At 55.5% G+C, this 16,487-nt stretch carries 15 protein-coding genes; 8 read left to right on the forward strand and 7 right to left on the reverse strand.

What is annotated here, in order from left to right:
• Positions 1-82 precede the first annotated feature (82 nt).
• The 3 genes from IM314_RS15655 to selB all read left to right on the forward strand — a co-directional run bounded on the left by IM314_RS15655 (position 83) and on the right by selB (position 4,015).
• Positions 83-691: a glutathione S-transferase gene (locus tag IM314_RS15655; RefSeq protein ID WP_045630259.1), complete on the forward strand. Its 609-nt coding sequence runs from the start codon at positions 83-85 to the stop codon at positions 689-691.
• A 103-nt stretch (positions 692-794) separates the two neighbouring features.
• Complete coding sequence (selA, locus tag IM314_RS15660; protein ID WP_193359175.1) at positions 795-2,180, forward strand: L-seryl-tRNA(Sec) selenium transferase; 1,386 nt, start codon at positions 795-797, stop codon at positions 2,178-2,180.
• The gene (gene selB, locus IM314_RS15665; protein ID WP_193359174.1) at positions 2,177-4,015 is read left to right on the forward strand and encodes a selenocysteine-specific translation elongation factor; all 1,839 of its coding nucleotides are present in this window, start codon (positions 2,177-2,179) and stop codon (positions 4,013-4,015) included. Before selA ends, selB begins: the two co-directional genes overlap by 4 nt.
• A gap of 3 nt (positions 4,016-4,018) precedes the next feature.
• Here selB and IM314_RS15670 read toward each other — a convergent pair whose 3' ends face one another.
• Positions 4,019-4,903: an ROK family protein gene (locus IM314_RS15670; RefSeq protein ID WP_041911640.1), complete on the reverse strand. Its 885-nt coding sequence runs from the start codon at positions 4,901-4,903 to the stop codon at positions 4,019-4,021.
• A gap of 165 nt (positions 4,904-5,068) precedes the next feature.
• On the opposite strand from IM314_RS15670, the gene aldB reads away from it, so the two are divergent.
• Positions 5,069-6,607 carry an aldehyde dehydrogenase AldB gene (gene aldB, locus IM314_RS15675; RefSeq protein ID WP_041911639.1) on the forward strand — a complete coding sequence of 513 codons (1,539 nt, stop codon included), beginning with the start codon at positions 5,069-5,071 and terminating at the stop codon, positions 6,605-6,607.
• Here the strand turns inward: aldB and IM314_RS15680 are convergent.
• A complete protein-coding gene (locus IM314_RS15680; RefSeq protein WP_193359173.1) occupies positions 6,604-7,569 on the reverse strand; it encodes a LysR family transcriptional regulator in 966 nt (321 codons plus the stop codon). The genes aldB and IM314_RS15680 overlap by 4 nt on opposite strands.
• Positions 7,570-7,686: 117 nt before the next feature.
• Here IM314_RS15680 and IM314_RS15685 point away from each other — a divergent pair, with 117 nt between their 5' ends.
• The 3 genes from IM314_RS15685 to IM314_RS15695 all read left to right on the forward strand — a co-directional run bounded on the left by IM314_RS15685 (position 7,687) and on the right by IM314_RS15695 (position 9,244).
• The gene (locus tag IM314_RS15685; RefSeq protein ID WP_045630265.1) at positions 7,687-8,427 is read left to right on the forward strand and encodes a MipA/OmpV family protein; all 741 of its coding nucleotides are present in this window, start codon (positions 7,687-7,689) and stop codon (positions 8,425-8,427) included.
• Positions 8,428-8,636: 209 nt separating this feature from the next.
• Positions 8,637-8,822 carry a type II toxin-antitoxin system HicA family toxin gene (locus IM314_RS15690; protein ID WP_041911637.1) on the forward strand — a complete coding sequence of 62 codons (186 nt, stop codon included), beginning with the start codon at positions 8,637-8,639 and terminating at the stop codon, positions 8,820-8,822.
• A 14-nt stretch (positions 8,823-8,836) separates the two neighbouring features.
• Positions 8,837-9,244, forward strand: a complete 408-nt coding sequence (locus IM314_RS15695) for a type II toxin-antitoxin system HicB family antitoxin (RefSeq protein ID WP_193359172.1) — start codon at positions 8,837-8,839, stop codon at positions 9,242-9,244.
• A gap of 3 nt (positions 9,245-9,247) precedes the next feature.
• Here the strand turns inward: IM314_RS15695 and IM314_RS15700 are convergent, their stop codons facing one another.
• The 3 genes from IM314_RS15700 to IM314_RS15710 form a co-directional block, all read right to left on the reverse strand.
• A complete protein-coding gene (locus tag IM314_RS15700; RefSeq protein ID WP_060572008.1) occupies positions 9,248-10,324 on the reverse strand; it encodes a type I restriction endonuclease in 1,077 nt (358 codons plus the stop codon).
• Positions 10,325-10,530: 206 nt separating this feature from the next.
• Positions 10,531-12,480, reverse strand: coding sequence for a glycoside hydrolase family 127 protein (locus IM314_RS15705; RefSeq protein ID WP_193359171.1), 1,950 nt, complete (start codon positions 12,478-12,480; stop codon positions 10,531-10,533).
• 10 nt (positions 12,481-12,490) lie between these two features.
• On the reverse strand, positions 12,491-13,891 hold the full coding sequence (locus IM314_RS15710) for an MFS transporter (protein ID WP_193359170.1): 1,401 nt from the start codon (positions 13,889-13,891) through the stop codon (positions 12,491-12,493).
• Positions 13,892-14,116: 225 nt separating this feature from the next.
• Between IM314_RS15710 and IM314_RS15715 the strand changes: the two genes are divergently transcribed.
• On the forward strand, positions 14,117-14,935 hold the full coding sequence (locus IM314_RS15715; protein ID WP_045260037.1) for an AraC family transcriptional regulator: 819 nt from the start codon (positions 14,117-14,119) through the stop codon (positions 14,933-14,935).
• On the opposite strand, the gene araD is transcribed toward IM314_RS15715, so the two are convergent.
• Both araD and IM314_RS15725 read right to left on the reverse strand, forming a co-directional pair.
• The gene (gene araD, locus IM314_RS15720; protein WP_041911632.1) at positions 14,936-15,631 is read right to left on the reverse strand and encodes an L-ribulose-5-phosphate 4-epimerase; all 696 of its coding nucleotides are present in this window, start codon (positions 15,629-15,631) and stop codon (positions 14,936-14,938) included.
• The gene (locus tag IM314_RS15725; RefSeq protein ID WP_060572011.1) at positions 15,625-16,485 is read right to left on the reverse strand and encodes an L-ribulose-5-phosphate 3-epimerase; all 861 of its coding nucleotides are present in this window, start codon (positions 16,483-16,485) and stop codon (positions 15,625-15,627) included. Before IM314_RS15725 ends, araD begins: the two co-directional genes overlap by 7 nt.
• Positions 16,486-16,487: the final 2 nt, after the last annotated feature.

Raw genomic sequence — 16,487 nt, forward strand, 5'->3', positions numbered from 1 at the left:
GGGCGGGAATGCGACACGCATATCTGCCCTTTTTTCATCGCTTGATCCATACTGACTTTTTCCCGGCATCAAGGATCAGGCAATGAAACTCATCGGTAGCTACACCAGTCCCTTCGTGCGAAAAATCTCGATTCTCCTGCTGGAGAAAGGGATTGAATTTGAATTCGTTAATGAACAGCCCTACAACGCCGAAAACGGCGTCGCGCAGTATAACCCGCTGGGGAAAGTTCCGGCGCTGGTGACGGACGAGGGCGAATACTGGTTCGATTCCCCCATTATTGCGGAGTATATCGAGCTGCTGGGCATTGCCCCGGCAATGCTGCCGTCTGACCCTAAAGCGGCGCTGGCGGTGAAGCAAATTGAAGCCCTGGCCGACGGCATTATGGATGCAGCACTCACCTCCGTTCGCGAGCAGGCAAGGCCCGCCGCCCAGCAGTCAGAAAGCGAGCTGCTGCGCCAGCGGGAAAAAATCAGCCGCAGTCTGGATATGTGTGAAAAGCTTATCCGGGAGGGCAAGATCCACACCGACAGCCTGGACCTGGCAACCATCGCCATCGCCTGCGCCATCGGCTATCTCAACTTCCGCCGGGTGTCCCCTGGCTGGTGCGTTGACCGTCCGCTGCTGGTGAAACTCGCAGAAACGCTCTTTAGCCGCGAGAGCTTTGCCCGCACCGAACCGCCAAAGGCTTGACGCGGGTTATAACACTTCGGCGTCGGAGGCGGTACAATCCCTCCACATGTTAACTCCCTCTCCCGTCGGGAGGGGGGAAGATATTTACTCGCCAGGCGCTTTCATGACTACTCATCATTCGCTGTACAGCCAGATCCCCGCGACCGACCGACTTCTTCGCGAGCCCCGCATTCACGCTGCCGTTGAGCGCTTCGGCCATACCGCGACGGTGGAGATGTTACGTCTGCTTCAGGATGAAGCCCGAGGCCATATCCAGGCCGAAAACACCTTGCCCGACTGGTGTGCTGCGTGGGAGCAGGAAGTTGAGTATCGGCTGGGTGAGAAGGCGCAAAGCGCGTTACGCCCGGTGGTCAACCTGACGGGGACCGTGTTGCACACCAACCTGGGACGCGCCCAGCAGGCGGAAGAGGCGGTGGCTGCGGTCGTGCAGGCCATGCGCTCGCCGGTGACGCTGGAGTACGATCTGGACGGCGCCGGGCGCGGGCATCGCGATCGCGCGCTGGCGGATCTGCTCAGCCAGCTAACCGGTGCGGAAGATGCCTGCATTGTGAATAACAACGCGGCGGCGGTGCTGCTGATGCTGGCGGCGACCGCGAGCGGCAGAGAGGTGGTGGTGTCCCGCGGCGAGCTGGTGGAGATTGGCGGGGCGTTTCGCATCCCGGACGTGATGCGCCAGGCGGGCTGCACGCTGCATGAAGTGGGTACGACTAACCGTACCCATGCGAAAGATTATCGCGCGGCGGTGAATGAAAACACCGCCCTGCTGATGAAGGTCCACACCAGCAATTATCATATTGAAGGCTTCACCAAAACGGTTGAAGAGGCCGAGCTGGCGGCGATTGGGCGCGAGCTGAATATTCCGGTGATTGCCGATCTCGGCAGCGGTTCGCTGGTGGATCTCAGCCAGTACGGGCTGCCTGAAGAGCCGATGCCGCAACAGATGATTGCCGCGGGCGTGAGCCTGGTCAGCTTTTCCGGCGACAAACTACTGGGCGGGCCGCAGGCCGGAATTATCGTCGGCAAGCGCGAGCTGATTGCGCAGCTGCAGCAGCACCCGCTCAAACGCGCCCTGCGCGCCGATAAAATGACGCTTGCCGCGCTGGAGGCGACGCTGCGGCTCTATCTCCATCCGGAAAAACTGGCTGACCGCCTGCCCACGCTGCGTCTGTTAAGCCGGGATGCCGCCTCGATTCGCGCTCAGGCCGAACGGCTGCTGCCGCGCGTTGCCCCGCACTACCCCGATTTTGACGTTCGCATTGAGCCCTGCCAGTCGCAAATTGGCAGCGGTTCGCTGCCGGTAGACAGGCTGCCGAGTCAAGCGCTCACCTTCACCCCGCGTGACGGGCGCGGTAGCCGCCTTGAGGCTCTGTCGTTGCGCTGGCGTGGCCTGCCGACGCCGGTTATCGGACGGATTTACGACGGCCGCATGTGGCTGGATCTGCGCTGCCTTGAAGATGAAGAGCGATTTCTGGAGACGTTGTTGAAATGATTATTGCCACCGCCGGTCACGTCGACCACGGAAAAACCACGTTACTGCAGGCAATTACCGGCATAAACGCCGATCGTCTGCCGGAAGAGAAAAAGCGCGGCATGACCATCGATCTTGGCTATGCCTACTGGCCCCAGCCCGATGGCCGCGTGCTGGGCTTTATTGATGTTCCGGGGCATGAAAAATTTCTTTCCAACATGCTGGCGGGCGTGGGGGGCATCGATCATGCCCTGCTTGTGGTGGCCTGCGATGACGGCGTGATGGCGCAAACCCGTGAGCATCTGGCGATCCTCCAGCTGACAGGCAACCCGCAGCTGACCGTGGCGCTGACGAAAGCCGATCGCGTTGACGACGCGCGCGTCAGCGAGGTGCGCGAAGCGGTGCAGGCGACCTTACGGGAATATGGTTTTGCCGATGCACCGCTTTTTGTCACCGTAGCGACAGAAGGGCGCGGTATCGGCGAACTTCGCCACCATTTGCAGCAGCTTTCGTCGCGAGACCACGCCAGCCATCACCGCTTCCGTCTGGCGATTGACCGGGCGTTTACCGTCAAAGGCGCGGGGCTGGTGGTCACCGGTACGGCGTTAAGCGGTGAAGTGAAGGTGGGCGATAGCCTCTGGCTGACGGGCGTTAATAAACCGATGCGCGTGCGCGGCTTACATGCGCAAAATCAGCCTGCGGAGCACGCCCACGCCGGGCAGCGGATCGCGCTCAACATTGCCGGGGATGCGGAAAAAGAGCAGCTTAACCGCGGCGACTGGCTGCTGGCCGACGCCCCGCCCGAGCCGTCTGAACGCGTCATCGTCTCCCTGCAGACAAACGTCCCGCTGACTCAATGGCAGCCGCTGCATATTCACCACGCGGCCAGCCATATCACCGGGCGCGTGTCCCTGCTGGAAAACGATCTTGCCGAACTGGTTTTTGATTCGCCGCTCTGGCTGGCGGATGACGACCGTCTGGTACTGCGGGACATTTCCGCACGGGAAACGCTGGCCGGGGCGCGGGTGGTGACGCTGAACCCGCCGCGACGCGGCAAGCGTAAGCCTGAATACCTGCAATGGCTGGCTGCGCTTGCGCAGGCTCAGGATGATAACGCCGCGCTGCGGGTGCATCTTGAGCGCGGGGCCGTGAGCCTGAGTGATTTTGCATGGGCACGCCAGCTGAGCGGCGAAGGGTTGCATCAGCTGACCCAACAGCCGGGCTTTATTCAGGCCGGCAACAGCCTGCTCGATGCGCCAGTTGCGGCAAACTGGCAGCGTAAGATCCTGAACACGCTCGCCACTTACCATGAACAGCATCAGGATGAACCCGGTCCTGGTCGTGAGCGCTTGCGACGCATGGCGCTGCCGATGGAAGACGATGCGCTGGTGCTGCTGCTGATTGAAAACATGCGCGAAAGCGGGGTGATTAAAAGCCATCACGGCTGGCTGCACCTGCCGGATCACAAAGCCGGGTTCACCGCAGAGCAGGAGGCAATCTGGCAAAAAGTGGCCTCGCTGTTTGGCGATGAACCCTGGTGGGTTCGCGATCTGGCGCGTGAAACGAATACCGACGAGCAGATGATGCGCCAGGTATTGCGCCATGCGGCGCAGCAGGGGCTGATAGTCGCGATCGTGAAAGATCGTTATTACCGTAACGATCGCATTGTGGCGTTTGCTAACCTGATCCGCGAACTGGATCAGGCGCGCGGCTCCACCTGCGCAGCCGATTTCCGCGACCGGCTGAACGTTGGCCGCAAGCTGGCGATCCAGATCCTGGAATATTTCAACCGCATCGGTTTTACGCGTCGCCGGGGTAATGACCATCTGCTTCGCGACGCGCAGCTGTTCCCCTGAGCGCTACGTGCGGCGGGAGAGTTTTTGTTTTGCCAGCCATACCGCGCCCAGCCTCCCCGCCTGGTTACCCAGCTCGCAGGGCAGAATGGGCACCTTGAGCGCCTCCCACTCTTCGAATCGCTGCAGGTTCTTATCGAGCAGGAGATAGATTTTCTCCTGCTCGCTTACCCCGCCGCCAATCAGCACTGCCTGTGGATCGAACATCGAGATTACGCTGTAAACGCCGCGCGAGAGGCAATGGGCCCACTCCTCAATGGCCTCACGCAGATGCACGTCGCTCTCCATGCGTTTAAATAGCTCCTCGCCGTCAGGCATCTCTTCTTCTGATACGGCCAGCGCGCGGCGGCAGGCTTTCATCAGGCCGCTGGCCGACGCCACGTCATGCATGGGTTCGCCGTTATTACCCACGGGCAGCACGCCAAATTCGCCGGCGCGGTAATGCGACCCGCGATAAAGATCGCCTTCCATCACAATCCCGCCTCCGATGCCCGTGCCGATGGTGATGCAGACGAAATGCTCGTAGTCCTTACCCGCGCCCTGCCAGCGCTCGCCCAGCGCCGCACAGTTGGCGTCGTTTTCCACGGTGACGGGAAGATCGGTCAGCCCGGCGAAGAGTTCGCACAGGTTTTCGCCGTCGAGATAGTCGAGCGCGCCCGCTTTTGCCGCTTCGCCGCTGTGGTGGTTAATATGGCCGGGAAAGCTCACGCCGATACCGACGATGTCGTGTTCGTCCTGATACGCTTCAACTACCGCTTTCCACTTCTTTTTGAAGGTGTTTTTATCCTCAGGAGTATCGTACTCGTCCGTCGTCAGCTCCTTGCCATTTTCATCAATCACGCCGTGTTTGATGTGGGTTCCGCCTACGTCAAAACCGATAAACAGCTGCATCGCATTGTTCCTCATGAGCCCTTGAGCTGTTAAGTATGGCTCAGTGGCAGGAACGAAACGTAAAGTACGGTAATCCGTGATACGGCTCGTAAACCCGTCACCCACTGGCGAGAAAACCGCCAGCCGGGACTACCCTTGTTGTACACCAACAGCAAGGAGACGGTCATGACAAACAATCCTCCCTCTTCGCGAATCCAGCCCGGCGAGTATGGTTTTCCCCTCAAGCTGAAGCCCCGTTATGACAATTTTATCGGCGGCGACTGGGTGGCCCCCGTCGACGGCGAATACTATTCCAACCTGACGCCCGTTACCGGCCAGCCGCTGTGCGAGATTGCCAGCTCCGGCAAGCGGGATATCGATCTGGCGCTGGATGCGGCACACAAAGCGAAAGATAAATGGGGCCATACCTCCGTTCAGGAGCGCGCGGCCATTTTGTTCAAAATCGCCGACCGGATGGAGCAGAACCTGGAGCTGCTGGCGACGGCGGAAACCTGGGATAACGGCAAGCCGATCCGGGAAACGATGGCGGCAGACGTGCCGCTGGCTATCGACCACTTCCGCTATTTTGCCTCCTGTATTCGCGCGCAGGAGGGCGGAATAAGCGAGGTAGATAGCGACACCGTGGCGTACCACTTCCACGAGCCGCTGGGGGTCGTCGGGCAAATTATTCCGTGGAACTTCCCGCTGCTGATGGCGAGCTGGAAAATGGCACCCGCGCTGGCCGCCGGGAACTGCATTGTGCTTAAACCGGCGCGTTTAACCCCGCTCTCTGTCCTGCTGCTGATGGAAATTGTTGCCGATCTTCTGCCGCCGGGGGTGATTAACGTGGTGAACGGCGCGGGCGGTGAGATAGGGGAATATCTGGCCACTTCAAAACGGATCGCTAAAGTGGCGTTTACCGGGTCGACGGAAGTGGGCCAGCAGATTATGCAGTACGCCACGCAAAACATTATTCCGGTGACCCTGGAGCTGGGCGGGAAGTCCCCGAACATCTTCTTCGCGGACGTGATGGAGGAAGAGGACGCTTTCTTCGACAAGGCGCTGGAAGGGTTTGCGCTGTTTGCCTTTAACCAGGGCGAAGTCTGCACCTGCCCAAGCCGCGCGCTGGTGCAGGAGTCCATCTACGAGCGCTTTATGGAGCGGGCCATTCGCCGCGTCGAGTCTATCCGCAGCGGTAACCCGCTCGATAACGTTACGCAGATGGGGGCGCAGGTCTCGCATGGCCAGCTGGAGACTATCCTCAACTACATCGATATCGGCAAGAAGGAAGGGGCGGATATCCTGACCGGCGGTCGCCGTAAGGTGCTCGGCGGAGATCTGCAGGAAGGGTATTACCTTGAGCCGACGATCCTGTTCGGGCAGAACAACATGCGCGTCTTCCAGGAGGAGATCTTCGGACCGGTGCTGGCGGTGACTACCTTCAAAACGATGGAGGAGGCGCTGGAGATTGCCAACGACACGCCGTATGGCCTGGGGGCGGGAGTCTGGAGCCGTAACGGTAATCTGGCCTATAAAATGGGCAGGGGTATACAGGCGGGACGCGTATGGACCAACTGCTACCACGCCTATCCGGCTCACGCGGCATTTGGCGGGTATAAGCAGTCGGGCATCGGGCGTGAAACGCACAAGATGATGCTGGAGCATTACCAGCAGACGAAATGTCTGCTTGTCAGTTACTCCGATAAACCGCTGGGGCTATTCTAACCACCCAGTTCAGGCCGTCCATGGACGGCCTGAGCAATTTGCTGGCGCAGGCAGTTGAGGACACCATCCAGAACATATTGTACGCGCCAGGGCTGATATTCGCGCTTGCGGAAGATGGCGGTCAGATCGAGCCACCACTCTTCCTGATGCGGGAAACAGGGGACCAGCGTGCCTTGCGTTAATTCTTTCTTCAGGCTTTCTTTCGGCGCGAACACAATGCCAAGATTATTTCTTGCCAGCTCCAGGGCCGTCTGGGTATTGTCGCAAATATAGTTTCCGGTTACCCGATAATCATGCACATCATCACTGCCATGCATGCGAAAACGCCAGATGTTGGCGTCATAGACCAGCATGGAGTCGATCAGAATACAGGAGTGATTAATTAAATCTTCAGGTCCGGTTAAAGGATGTTTATTTAAATATTCCTGGGTTGCGAATGCAGTGACGGAATATTTTGTTAATACGCTGGCGACCAGACTTTCATCTTTTGGCTGAGCATAGGTAATTAAAATATCACAGTCATCCGGGAAGGACACACCTTCTGAATATTCGTTGCGGTCCAGGTTGTAGGTTTTCAGGGAAATGCGAATGTCCCCGATGTCCTTTATCTGGTGGATCACGTGGCGCGCGAGATAGGTCACAATGCCCGTTGGGGCGTAAATCGTGACTTTTCCACGCTTTTCATGCTTATAATCGGCAATGAAATTAATAAGTTGCGTGTTTTTGTCCAGCGTGGCGTCGATATAAGGGAGCAACGCCTCACCGAACTGCGTCAGAGCGAGCTGGCGGGTCGTGCGCTCAAAAACCTTAAGCCCAACCCGCGTTTCAAAATCCGAGAGATATTTACTGACGTTGGCCTGCGCCATGCCCAGCAGGGCGGCGGCATCACCAATGCTGTGGGTGGCTGCGATGACGGAGATTATTTTTAACTCGCGTGGCTTTAGCTGTAATTTATTCATCATGCGCACCCATCTATATGGTTTTATATATAATATTATATAAACTGCAGCGTTGCACCGGCAAATTTGTAACCATTATTATTCGCCCCGCTTATTTGGCGTATAAATGGATTGCTTCACATGACTATTAAATACAATTTACTGATTGCTGCCACGTTATTTGCAACCTCTTCTGCAATGGCCGGTGATTTTTCACTTGGCGCGGGGGCCGTATTTAATGAGTCTCCTTATAAAGGCTATAACGAAAATACCACTGCGGTGCCGTTAATTAGCTATGAGAGCGATCGCTTCTATGTTCGTCAGACCACGGGCGGATGGATCCTGTGGAAAGACGCAAAAAATGAACTCAGCCTGACCGCATCCTGGATGCCGCTGCATTTTGATCCGGATGATAACGACGACCACCAGATGAAGCAGCTTGATGAGCGTAAAGCCTCTGCGTTCCTCGGCGGTGCGTACTACCGCCACGAAAGCTGGGGTTCTCTGAAAGTGGCGGTCTCAGGCGATGCCACGGATGAAAGCGGCGGCGTGGTGGGCGAGGTATCCTACTTCCGTCCAATCAGGATGGAGCGTTTGACCCTGACGCCTTCTGTCGGTGTTTTTTACAGCGACGAGAGCTATAACGACTACTACTACGGCGTATCCGGCAGCGAGTCACGCCGCTCAGGGCTGGATCAATACACCGCCGGCGACAGCTGGACGCCCTACGTTGGTCTGGCAGCTAAATATCAGTTAACCCAGAAGCTGTACCTCAACGCCAGCGCGGTCTACACCGTGTTGCCTGATGACGTGAAGAACAGCCCGATGATCGACCGCGATGATAGCTTCGCGCTAATGACCGGCCTGACCTGGCGCTTCTGATGCGGTAAAGCCGGGCGACGGCGTTGCCTTGCCCGGCCTACGATCTTGCCTGCATTTTTATCTGCAATACAACGTATTCCTTTTTCATTTTTCGATGCTTCTTCCTGTTCCGCCAAAACACGGCTGCACTGATGTTCCTTATGCGCTAATGTGATTCGACCCGATAGTAATGGTGTGTATCATGTGTATAATCATGGAAGGACTGGGATGTGAAAAGTGCGGATGTCATTACCGTTCTGATCGGCCACGGCTGGAAATGTGTCAGAACGAAAGGAAGCCATCATCAGTTTCGCCATCCCGAACAGAAAGGGCTGGTTACTGTCCCACATCCTAAGAAGGATATTAAACCGGGCACGCTCGCGCAGATATGGCGGCAGGCGGGAATTAAACACTGATATCAGGAGTAGTTATGTTTTATCCGGCTTACATTCATTCTGACACCGACGGTAGCGCCAGCGGCTTTTTTCCTGACGTTCCAGGCTGTTTTTTTGCAGGTGATTCCCTGGACGACGCTTTTCAGGATGCACGTGAGGCGCTCACCGCGCACTTCGAAGCGCTGTTTGAAATGGATGAAGCATTGCCTCTTCCGGGAAATGTCGAAGTGCACCTTGAAAATCACCCTGACGACTTCACGGGCGGGCAATGGTTGCTGGTGGATATTAATATGAAGCAGTTTGACGGCAGAGCCGAGCGTATCAACATCACGATGCCTCGACGTTTGCTGGTACAGATTGATTCCTTTGTCAGCGAGCATCCTCAGTTCGGTAATCGAAGCGCATTTCTGGCTGAGGCAGCACGTCGCGTGCTGCCTGGGTAAAAATTAATTATATAGAGCCGCTGTTGCTTTAAGGATATCTGCAAAGGAATAGATATCATCGACTGTCGATATAGGGTGACGTGTTTCGTTTTTTTCTATGTCGAAAAGTCCGATGTATTTTTGCGTACGATTAAAATGCAATCGGCAAATTGGTTTGCGGTTGTTATCATCCACAAGAATGCCAAAATAGCTTTTGGTATCTCTGTGAGTGATACGTGGTGCCTCTAGTACTGCTCTGGTAATTGCTTTAACAATATGATATCCCTCAAGTTCCTCTAGCGTTGTTATCACATCGCTTTCATCTTTATGGTCATCTTCTTCAATATGCGATGGCTCATTTGATGTTTCGGTAATCGCTGGGGTTATACCCGTAATGGCAGACTTAAGTCGCTCATTAACTTGATCATTTATGTACTGACTTGCAGCCTTTTTAGTTAAATTTAAAAATGAATCTCTGACTTTTTGCGTCAGAATTCCATCATAAACCCTGGATGCAAAAAATTTCACAAAATCATCTTCGGGATTATTAAGCTGAGAGTGAAGGATTTTTTTGATTTGGCTAACATATTTTAACTCACCAGCAGCATTGATAATTGATTCGAGATCAAATGAAGATTTAGTTAGTTTCTTTAATTCAGGTATTATATTTTCGTCAATATCAAGTAGATCGACTTCCAAAAATGGTTTTTCGTCCATTTTGTTTGGTGCGTCAAGGTCAGTGAAAAATTTATAATTTTGACCATTGGTAAGAATTGAAATCCTTGCGTTTGTTACGTGAAAATATCTGAATAACTGCGACGCATGATTTATATTTAATGGTTCGCCAATTTTTTTACATTCAATAAGTATTTGTACGTCATTGTTTTTCATTATGGCGTAATCGATTTTTTCTCCTTTTTTTGTGCCAATATCACAGACAAATTCAGGTGTTACCTCTGAAGGATCAAAAACATCGTAGCCCAGGACATTATGAATGAATGGCATTACAAATGCAGTTTTTGTTCCTTCTTCAGTATTTATTACATCAATTTGTTGTTTTATTTTATTTGATAAGGCATTTAATCTTTCAGTGAATTCCATGGGATATCCTTATTTTTAGCTGTGTGTCTTTATGGAATAACACTAAAATGTGTACTAGACAATGGTATGCTGAGATGATGGACACCAAAAAAAACAATACCGAGGGTTAGATCACATTGTCTTTCGATTGATAATAAATCACAGAGCTCGGCATCACCGAGCTCGATAAAAATATTATATATTATGAAAATTAGTATTACCCTTATTTATGCTTCATCCACCCATACCCGCATTTCCCCTTCTCCCCGGTTAGCCCAGCTAAACCACGGAATAAAGGTCAACGTACGGGGCTGGCGCAGTACCGGCGAGCGGTCGTACTGCCACAGCGCATCCGTTTCCTTCATGTGACACCCAATCCCTTCTGTCTGTATCAGCATCTTATGCGCGAAAATGCCTTTGCCTTCATACACCCGGAACTCGCTATCTCGGGGCAGGGAGAGGTTATGCAGGTTGGCGCCGTTATCAGCTTCTTCCAGGCAGTAAACCAGCGGCCCGCGCTGTAGCGCGACTTTACCCGCCTGCTGGCGCACCTGGGGGTTACCGTACACGCGGCGGACCGGCATCGGTAGCGTCAGGGTCAGGGTGTCGCCTTCCTGCCAGCGGCGGTTGAGGTAGAGGTATCCGCGTGACGCTTCACCGGTCATGGCTTCGCCATTCAGCGAAACGGCAGGCTCCGCGCACCAGTCCGGCAGCCTGAGTGCCAGCGTGTGGGTGACCGGAACCGGCGAGGTGATTTCGATCTTCACCTGCTCCTGCCACGGATAGTTACCGCTAATGCGCAGCTGTAGGGCGTTATCGCCCACCGGAATGGCGACGTCGTTCCCCACGTACAGGTTTATCAGCAGCGCATCCGGGCGAACGGTATAAATGTAGTGCCCCAGCGAGGTCAGCACGCGGGCGATATTCGGCGGGCAGCAGGCGCAGCCGAACCAGCGCTGACGCACCGGCTTCACGTGGTCATAGATATGGTTAAAGGCCAGCGTTTTCGGATGCACTTCCAGTGGATTGACATAAAAGAAATGCTTACCGTCCAGCGCCATCCCGCCCAGCACCGTGTTGTACAGCGCGCGCTCCATCACGTCGGCGTAGTGGCCGTCTGCCTCCATCTCCAGCATCCGGCGGGCGAACATCATCAGGCCGATTGAGGCGCAGCTTTCGGCGTACACCGTATCGTTGGGCAGATCGTAATCGCTGCTGAACGCCTCCCCGCTGCTCTGCGAGCCAATCCCGCCGGTAATGTACAGCTGGCGCTGCGCCATGTTGTTCCACAGACGCAGACAGTCCCGGCGTTTCCCCTCGTCGTTGCTCAGGCGCGCCAGATGCGCCATGCCCGCCATCAGGTAGACGAAACGCACGGCGTGGCCGATGGCCGTTTGCTGCTCGGCAAGCGGCTGATGCGCCTGGCTGTAGGCTTTGTCCTTGACCATCCACGCCGGGCCATAGGTATTCCAGTAAGATGTTTTGCCGCGCTTCTCGTATTCGCTATCGTAGAAGTGAGGCTGCGCGCCGCGTTCTTCGATAAAGTATTTCACCAGATTGAGATAGCGTGGCTCCTGCGTGACGTCGTACAGCCTCATCAGCGCCAGCTCGATTTCCGGGTGACCAGGGTAACCGTGTAGCTGTGTTTCTCCCGGGCCAAACACGCTGTCGATATGGTCCGCCAGCCTGCACACCACGTCCAGCAGGCGACGTTTTCCGGTTCCCTGGAAATACGCCACGCCCGCTTCAATCATATGCCCGGCGCAGTACAGCTCGTGGCATTCGGCCAGATTCGTCCAGCGTTCCTCGGGGGCTTTTACCGTGAAGTAGGTGTTGAGGTAGCCATCTTCACACTGCGCCGCCGCGACCAGCTCAATCACCTCGTCGGCGGTTTTTTCCAGTGCTGCATCCGGCTTCTGGCACAGCGACCACGCCACGGCTTCGAGCCATTTCGCCACGTCGCTGTCCTGAAATACCATCCCGTAAAACTCCCCCTGTTCCAGCCCGGCCGCGATGCGGAAGTTGGCGATGGCGTGGCTGGGTTCGGCCTCCGCCACGCGGTCGTTAAGCGCATCCCACTGGTAAGGGATCACCACGTCACGGACCAGCCGTTGATATTGCCCGAGAAACGGATCGTTGATTTTCAGCTGGTGCAGGTCGGGTTCCATTATGGACATAGCGTTCTCCTCAGGACGGTACGTGACGCTGGCGCAGGTCGGTGGAAATGCGCGACATCATTGGGTTATTAAGCCTGCACCAGCGGATAGCGACCGCCAGCAGCAGGTGGAAAAGGGCAGGCAGCAGCGTCTCCATGGCGGTAATGCCCTGCAGTGAGGCTGGCGTCTGGTTGCCCGTGCCTGGCTGATAGGCCACGGCAATAAACACCAGGCTGATAATCCCGGCGCTGGACGCCCACGCAAGCTTGATGAAAAACAGGTTGAAGGCGAAGTTCATGCCCGACGAACGCACGCCGGTTTTCCACTCGCCGTAGTCATCGGCAAAGGCCATTAGCGAGAAGTGCAGCGGCAGGGTGAAGCCCAGGATCACGCCGTTGCTTAAAATGACGATCAGCCATAGCGTCTGGTGCGCCGGACCACCCGGCAGAAACCACATGCCCACCGCAAGCGCAGCGAGCGCCAGGTTGGTGTAGTAGTAGAGTTTGACGGTATCAATACGGCGCGACAGCGGGCTGACGATCACTGCGCCCAGAATAGCGGCAAAGGTCACCATGGTGAAAAACAGCGAGGTGTACGCCGTGCTGCCCTGAAGCACGTAGGTGATAAAGTACATATATCCACCGCCGCGAATGTTGAAGACGTTGATCAGCAGAAACGACATCAACAACATCAGCAGCAGCTGATCGTTTTTACGCAGGCCCGCCAGGTGCTCGCGCAGGGTGAATTTGCCCATCAGCGCCAGCGGAACGCGTTCACGAACCCAGAAGAAGCAGCACAAGAACATCACCACGGCGATAGCGCACAGCACGCCAACGCCCAGTTGATAACCCTTCGCGGCATCGCCCTGACCCAGCTCCGCTACCAGCCACGGCAGGCCAACGGAGACCAGAAAGCCCGCCACGCCGCACAGCACAAAGCGCCAGGACTGGCAGGCGATCACCTCGTTGTGGCGGGTGGTCATGGTGTTAATCAGCGCGCAGTAGGGCACGTTGATGGCGGTATAGCCCACGGATAACAACAAATAGGTGCCGAACGCCCAGGCGATTTTCACGCCCATGCTGGCTTCCGGAACGGTGAAGGTCATTACGCCGATAATGCCTATCGGGACGGCGACCCACAGCTGCCAGGGACGAAATCGGCCCCAGCGGCTCTGCGTGCGGTCAGCAATGACGCCCATCACCGGATCGGAAATGGCGTCAAACACGCGAAGGGCAATAAACAGCGTGCCCACCAGCGCAGGGGTGAGGCCAAATACATCGGTATAGAAAAAGGTCAGAAAGTTCATGATCAGGCAGGTAATCACCGTGCCGCCCGCATCGCCCAGGCCGTAGCCCATTTTCTCGCGGACGGACAGCCGGTCATCGACTTTCTGTTTTGCAGCGTCTGCGTCTGTAATCGGTGTGGAAGTCATGAAGTAACTCCTCGGAGATCGAATTTATTATCGTATTTATGCTGGGTACCTCTTTATTCTGCATCGAACGGGAAGGCCAACAAGGGAAGGGAAAAGTATAAAAAGGTGACGATTCCGACCTGATGATAAAAATGTGATTCCGATCGGACAGATATTTTAATATTGATTAATAATCAACGGGTAAGTCGAATATTAACGACAATAAAAGCGGAATGGTGAATATCCATGCTCGAATTATCCATAGCGCTTCCGGTTAAGGTTCAAAATGGCGGGCTATTTATCTCCCGCGGAGTGGGCCGCCACCCTGCGCGAAAATTAACATCGTGGGAGATTATTTTTGTCGAAAAAGGGACTTTAACGATCCAGGAAGAAAATCATGTTTTTGATGTCAATGCGGGAGAGAGTTTGTTGCTCTGGCCGCAGCGTCGGCATGTGGGCGTGGAGGATTTCCCGGCGGACCTGCGCTTTTACTGGCTGCATTTTGAGGTGGAGCCGCAAGATCCAACGTTACCCAACGCTGCTCCTCTGGCAATAGAACAACACTGCCGCGTAAGGGATGCGGAATATGTGATTGCGCTCTTTCGTCAATTCCTCAGCGAGCAGGAGAAATTACGGCGTAGCCTGGCGCTGGAGATGATTTTATTATTGATTTTACAGCAGGTGTCGAACTCTTCAGGATATGAAGACAGCGCAGATCAGGCCGGCGCGGCGATGGCATGGAAGGCAAAACAACTTATTCGCACGCAGTTTCATTTACCGATATCCACCTCGCAGCTGGCAAAAGCGTTGCACTGTAATGCAGATTATCTCGGGCGCGTCTTTCGCCGGACTTTCCATTTAACCCTGACGGAGGCGATACATCGCCAGCGCGTCAGGGCGGCGGAAAAACTCCTGCTCAACGACGCTGCGTCATTAACCGAGGTCGCAGCGCGCTGCGGCTTTAACGACGTGGGATATTTCCGGCAGATATTCTCGAAGCATACCGGGTTAACCCCCGCCGTCTGGAAACGGCGGTACTGTAAGGAGCATATTAATTCCGGTTGATTACTGCCCGTAATAGGCGTTCGCCCCGTGCTTGCGCAGATAATGCTTGTCCAGCAGCGCCTGCTGCATAGCCGGTAACTGTGGTGCGAGCTGGCGTGAGAACAGGCCCATATAGGCGCACTCTTCCAGCACGACGGCATTGTGGACCGCATCGGCAGCGTCTTTGCCCCAGGCGAACGGGCCGTGGGAGTGAACCAGTACCGCCGGGACCTGCATTGGGCTGAGATCGCGCTCCTCGAAGGTTTTAATGATCACTTCGCCCGTCTGGTATTCGTATTCCCCGGCAATTTCTGCCGTGGTCATCAGCCGCGTGCAGGGGATCGCTCCGTAGAAATAGTCTGCGTGCGTCGTGCCCCAGGCGGGTAAATCCTGTCCCGCCTGCGACCAGATGGTGGCGTGGCGGGAATGGGTATGTACGATGCCGCCAATCTCCGGATAACGGCGATACAGTGCCAGATGGGTTGGTGTGTCAGAGGAGGGTTTTTTACTGCCTTCGACCACCAGGCCGGTGGCAATGTTCACCACCACCATATCCTCTGCCGTCATCACGTCGTACTCCACGCCGGACGGCTTGATGACCATCATGCCGCTTTCGCGATCTATTGCGCTGACGTTGCCCCAGGTAAAGGTCACCAGCTGGTGGGCTGGCAGCGCCAGGTTTGCCGCCAGTACCTCGGTTTTGAGTTGTTCTAACATGTCATGCCTCCTTCCTGCATACGGGCTTCAATCCAGCGGCGTGCCTGGATAATCTCCAGCACCGGCTCTTTGGCTTTTTCGGTCCACATTTCAATCAGAAACGCGCCGCGATAGTTCAGCTTATTCAACGTGTTAAACACGCCGACAAAATCGACGCAGCCATCGCCAAACGATACATCGCGGAACTGTCCGGGGCTTTGCGCGGTAACGGGTTGGGTATCTTTCAGGTGAATAGCCGCAATGCGGTCAATGCCCAGCGTCAGTTCGGCGGTAACGTCGTTACCCCACGCGCTCAGGTTGCCAACGTCCGGGTAAACGCTGAACCACGGCGAGGCGAGCATGCTGTCCCACTTTTTCCACTTGCTGATGGAATTCATAAATGCGGTATCCATGATCTCGACCGCCAGCATCACCTGTGCGGCGGCGGCCTGCTCGACGGCCCATGCCAGTCCTTCGGCAAAACGTTGTTGAGTACCTTCATCGTGCTCTTCGTAATAGACGTCATAACCCGCAAGCTGAATGGTGCGAATACCTAAGTCGCGTGCCAGCCTGATGGCTTTGGTCATGATCTCACGGGCGCGCTGGCGCACCGTTTCGTCGCGGCTGCCGAACGGGAAGCGACGGTGGGCAGACAAGCACATAGAAGGGATAGACACCCCGGTTTCCAGCATCGCTTCAACCAGAGAGGCGCGCTGCGTGGTACTCCACTCAAGGCGCGATAAACGCTCGTCGGTTTCATCAACCGACATCTCAACGAAATCGAATCCGCAGCTCTTCGCCAGGACCAGGCGTTCCGGCCAGGAGAGATCTTTCGGCAGCGCTTTTTCATAAATACCTAACGGATGCTGACGCATGG

Source organism: Enterobacter cloacae complex sp. P42RS (assembly GCF_014930595.1).
GTDB lineage: Bacteria > Pseudomonadota > Gammaproteobacteria > Enterobacterales > Enterobacteriaceae > Enterobacter > Enterobacter bugandensis.

Bases quoted from the DNA above. Each gene is read 5' to 3' on its own strand.
- IM314_RS15655 (WP_045630259.1), top strand. From the start codon at position 83: ATGAAACTCATCGGTAGCTACACCAGTCCCTTCGTGCGAAAAATCTCG.
- selA (WP_193359175.1), top strand. From the start codon at position 795: ATGACTACTCATCATTCGCTGTACAGCCAGATCCCCGCGACCGACCGA.
- selB (WP_193359174.1), top strand. From the start codon at position 2,177: ATGATTATTGCCACCGCCGGTCACGTCGACCACGGAAAAACCACGTTA.
- IM314_RS15670 (WP_041911640.1), bottom strand. From the start codon at position 4,903: ATGCAGCTGTTTATCGGTTTTGACGTAGGCGGAACCCACATCAAACAC.
- aldB (WP_041911639.1), top strand. From the start codon at position 5,069: ATGACAAACAATCCTCCCTCTTCGCGAATCCAGCCCGGCGAGTATGGT.
- IM314_RS15680 (WP_193359173.1), bottom strand. From the start codon at position 7,569: ATGATGAATAAATTACAGCTAAAGCCACGCGAGTTAAAAATAATCTCC.
- IM314_RS15685 (WP_045630265.1), top strand. From the start codon at position 7,687: ATGACTATTAAATACAATTTACTGATTGCTGCCACGTTATTTGCAACC.
- IM314_RS15695 (WP_193359172.1), top strand. From the start codon at position 8,837: ATGTTTTATCCGGCTTACATTCATTCTGACACCGACGGTAGCGCCAGC.
- IM314_RS15700 (WP_060572008.1), bottom strand. From the start codon at position 10,324: ATGGAATTCACTGAAAGATTAAATGCCTTATCAAATAAAATAAAACAA.
- IM314_RS15705 (WP_193359171.1), bottom strand. From the start codon at position 12,480: ATGTCCATAATGGAACCCGACCTGCACCAGCTGAAAATCAACGATCCG.
- IM314_RS15710 (WP_193359170.1), bottom strand. From the start codon at position 13,891: ATGACTTCCACACCGATTACAGACGCAGACGCTGCAAAACAGAAAGTC.
- IM314_RS15715 (WP_045260037.1), top strand. From the start codon at position 14,117: ATGCTCGAATTATCCATAGCGCTTCCGGTTAAGGTTCAAAATGGCGGG.
- araD (WP_041911632.1), bottom strand. From the start codon at position 15,631: ATGTTAGAACAACTCAAAACCGAGGTACTGGCGGCAAACCTGGCGCTG.
- IM314_RS15725 (WP_060572011.1), bottom strand. From the start codon at position 16,485: ATGCGTCAGCATCCGTTAGGTATTTATGAAAAAGCGCTGCCGAAAGAT.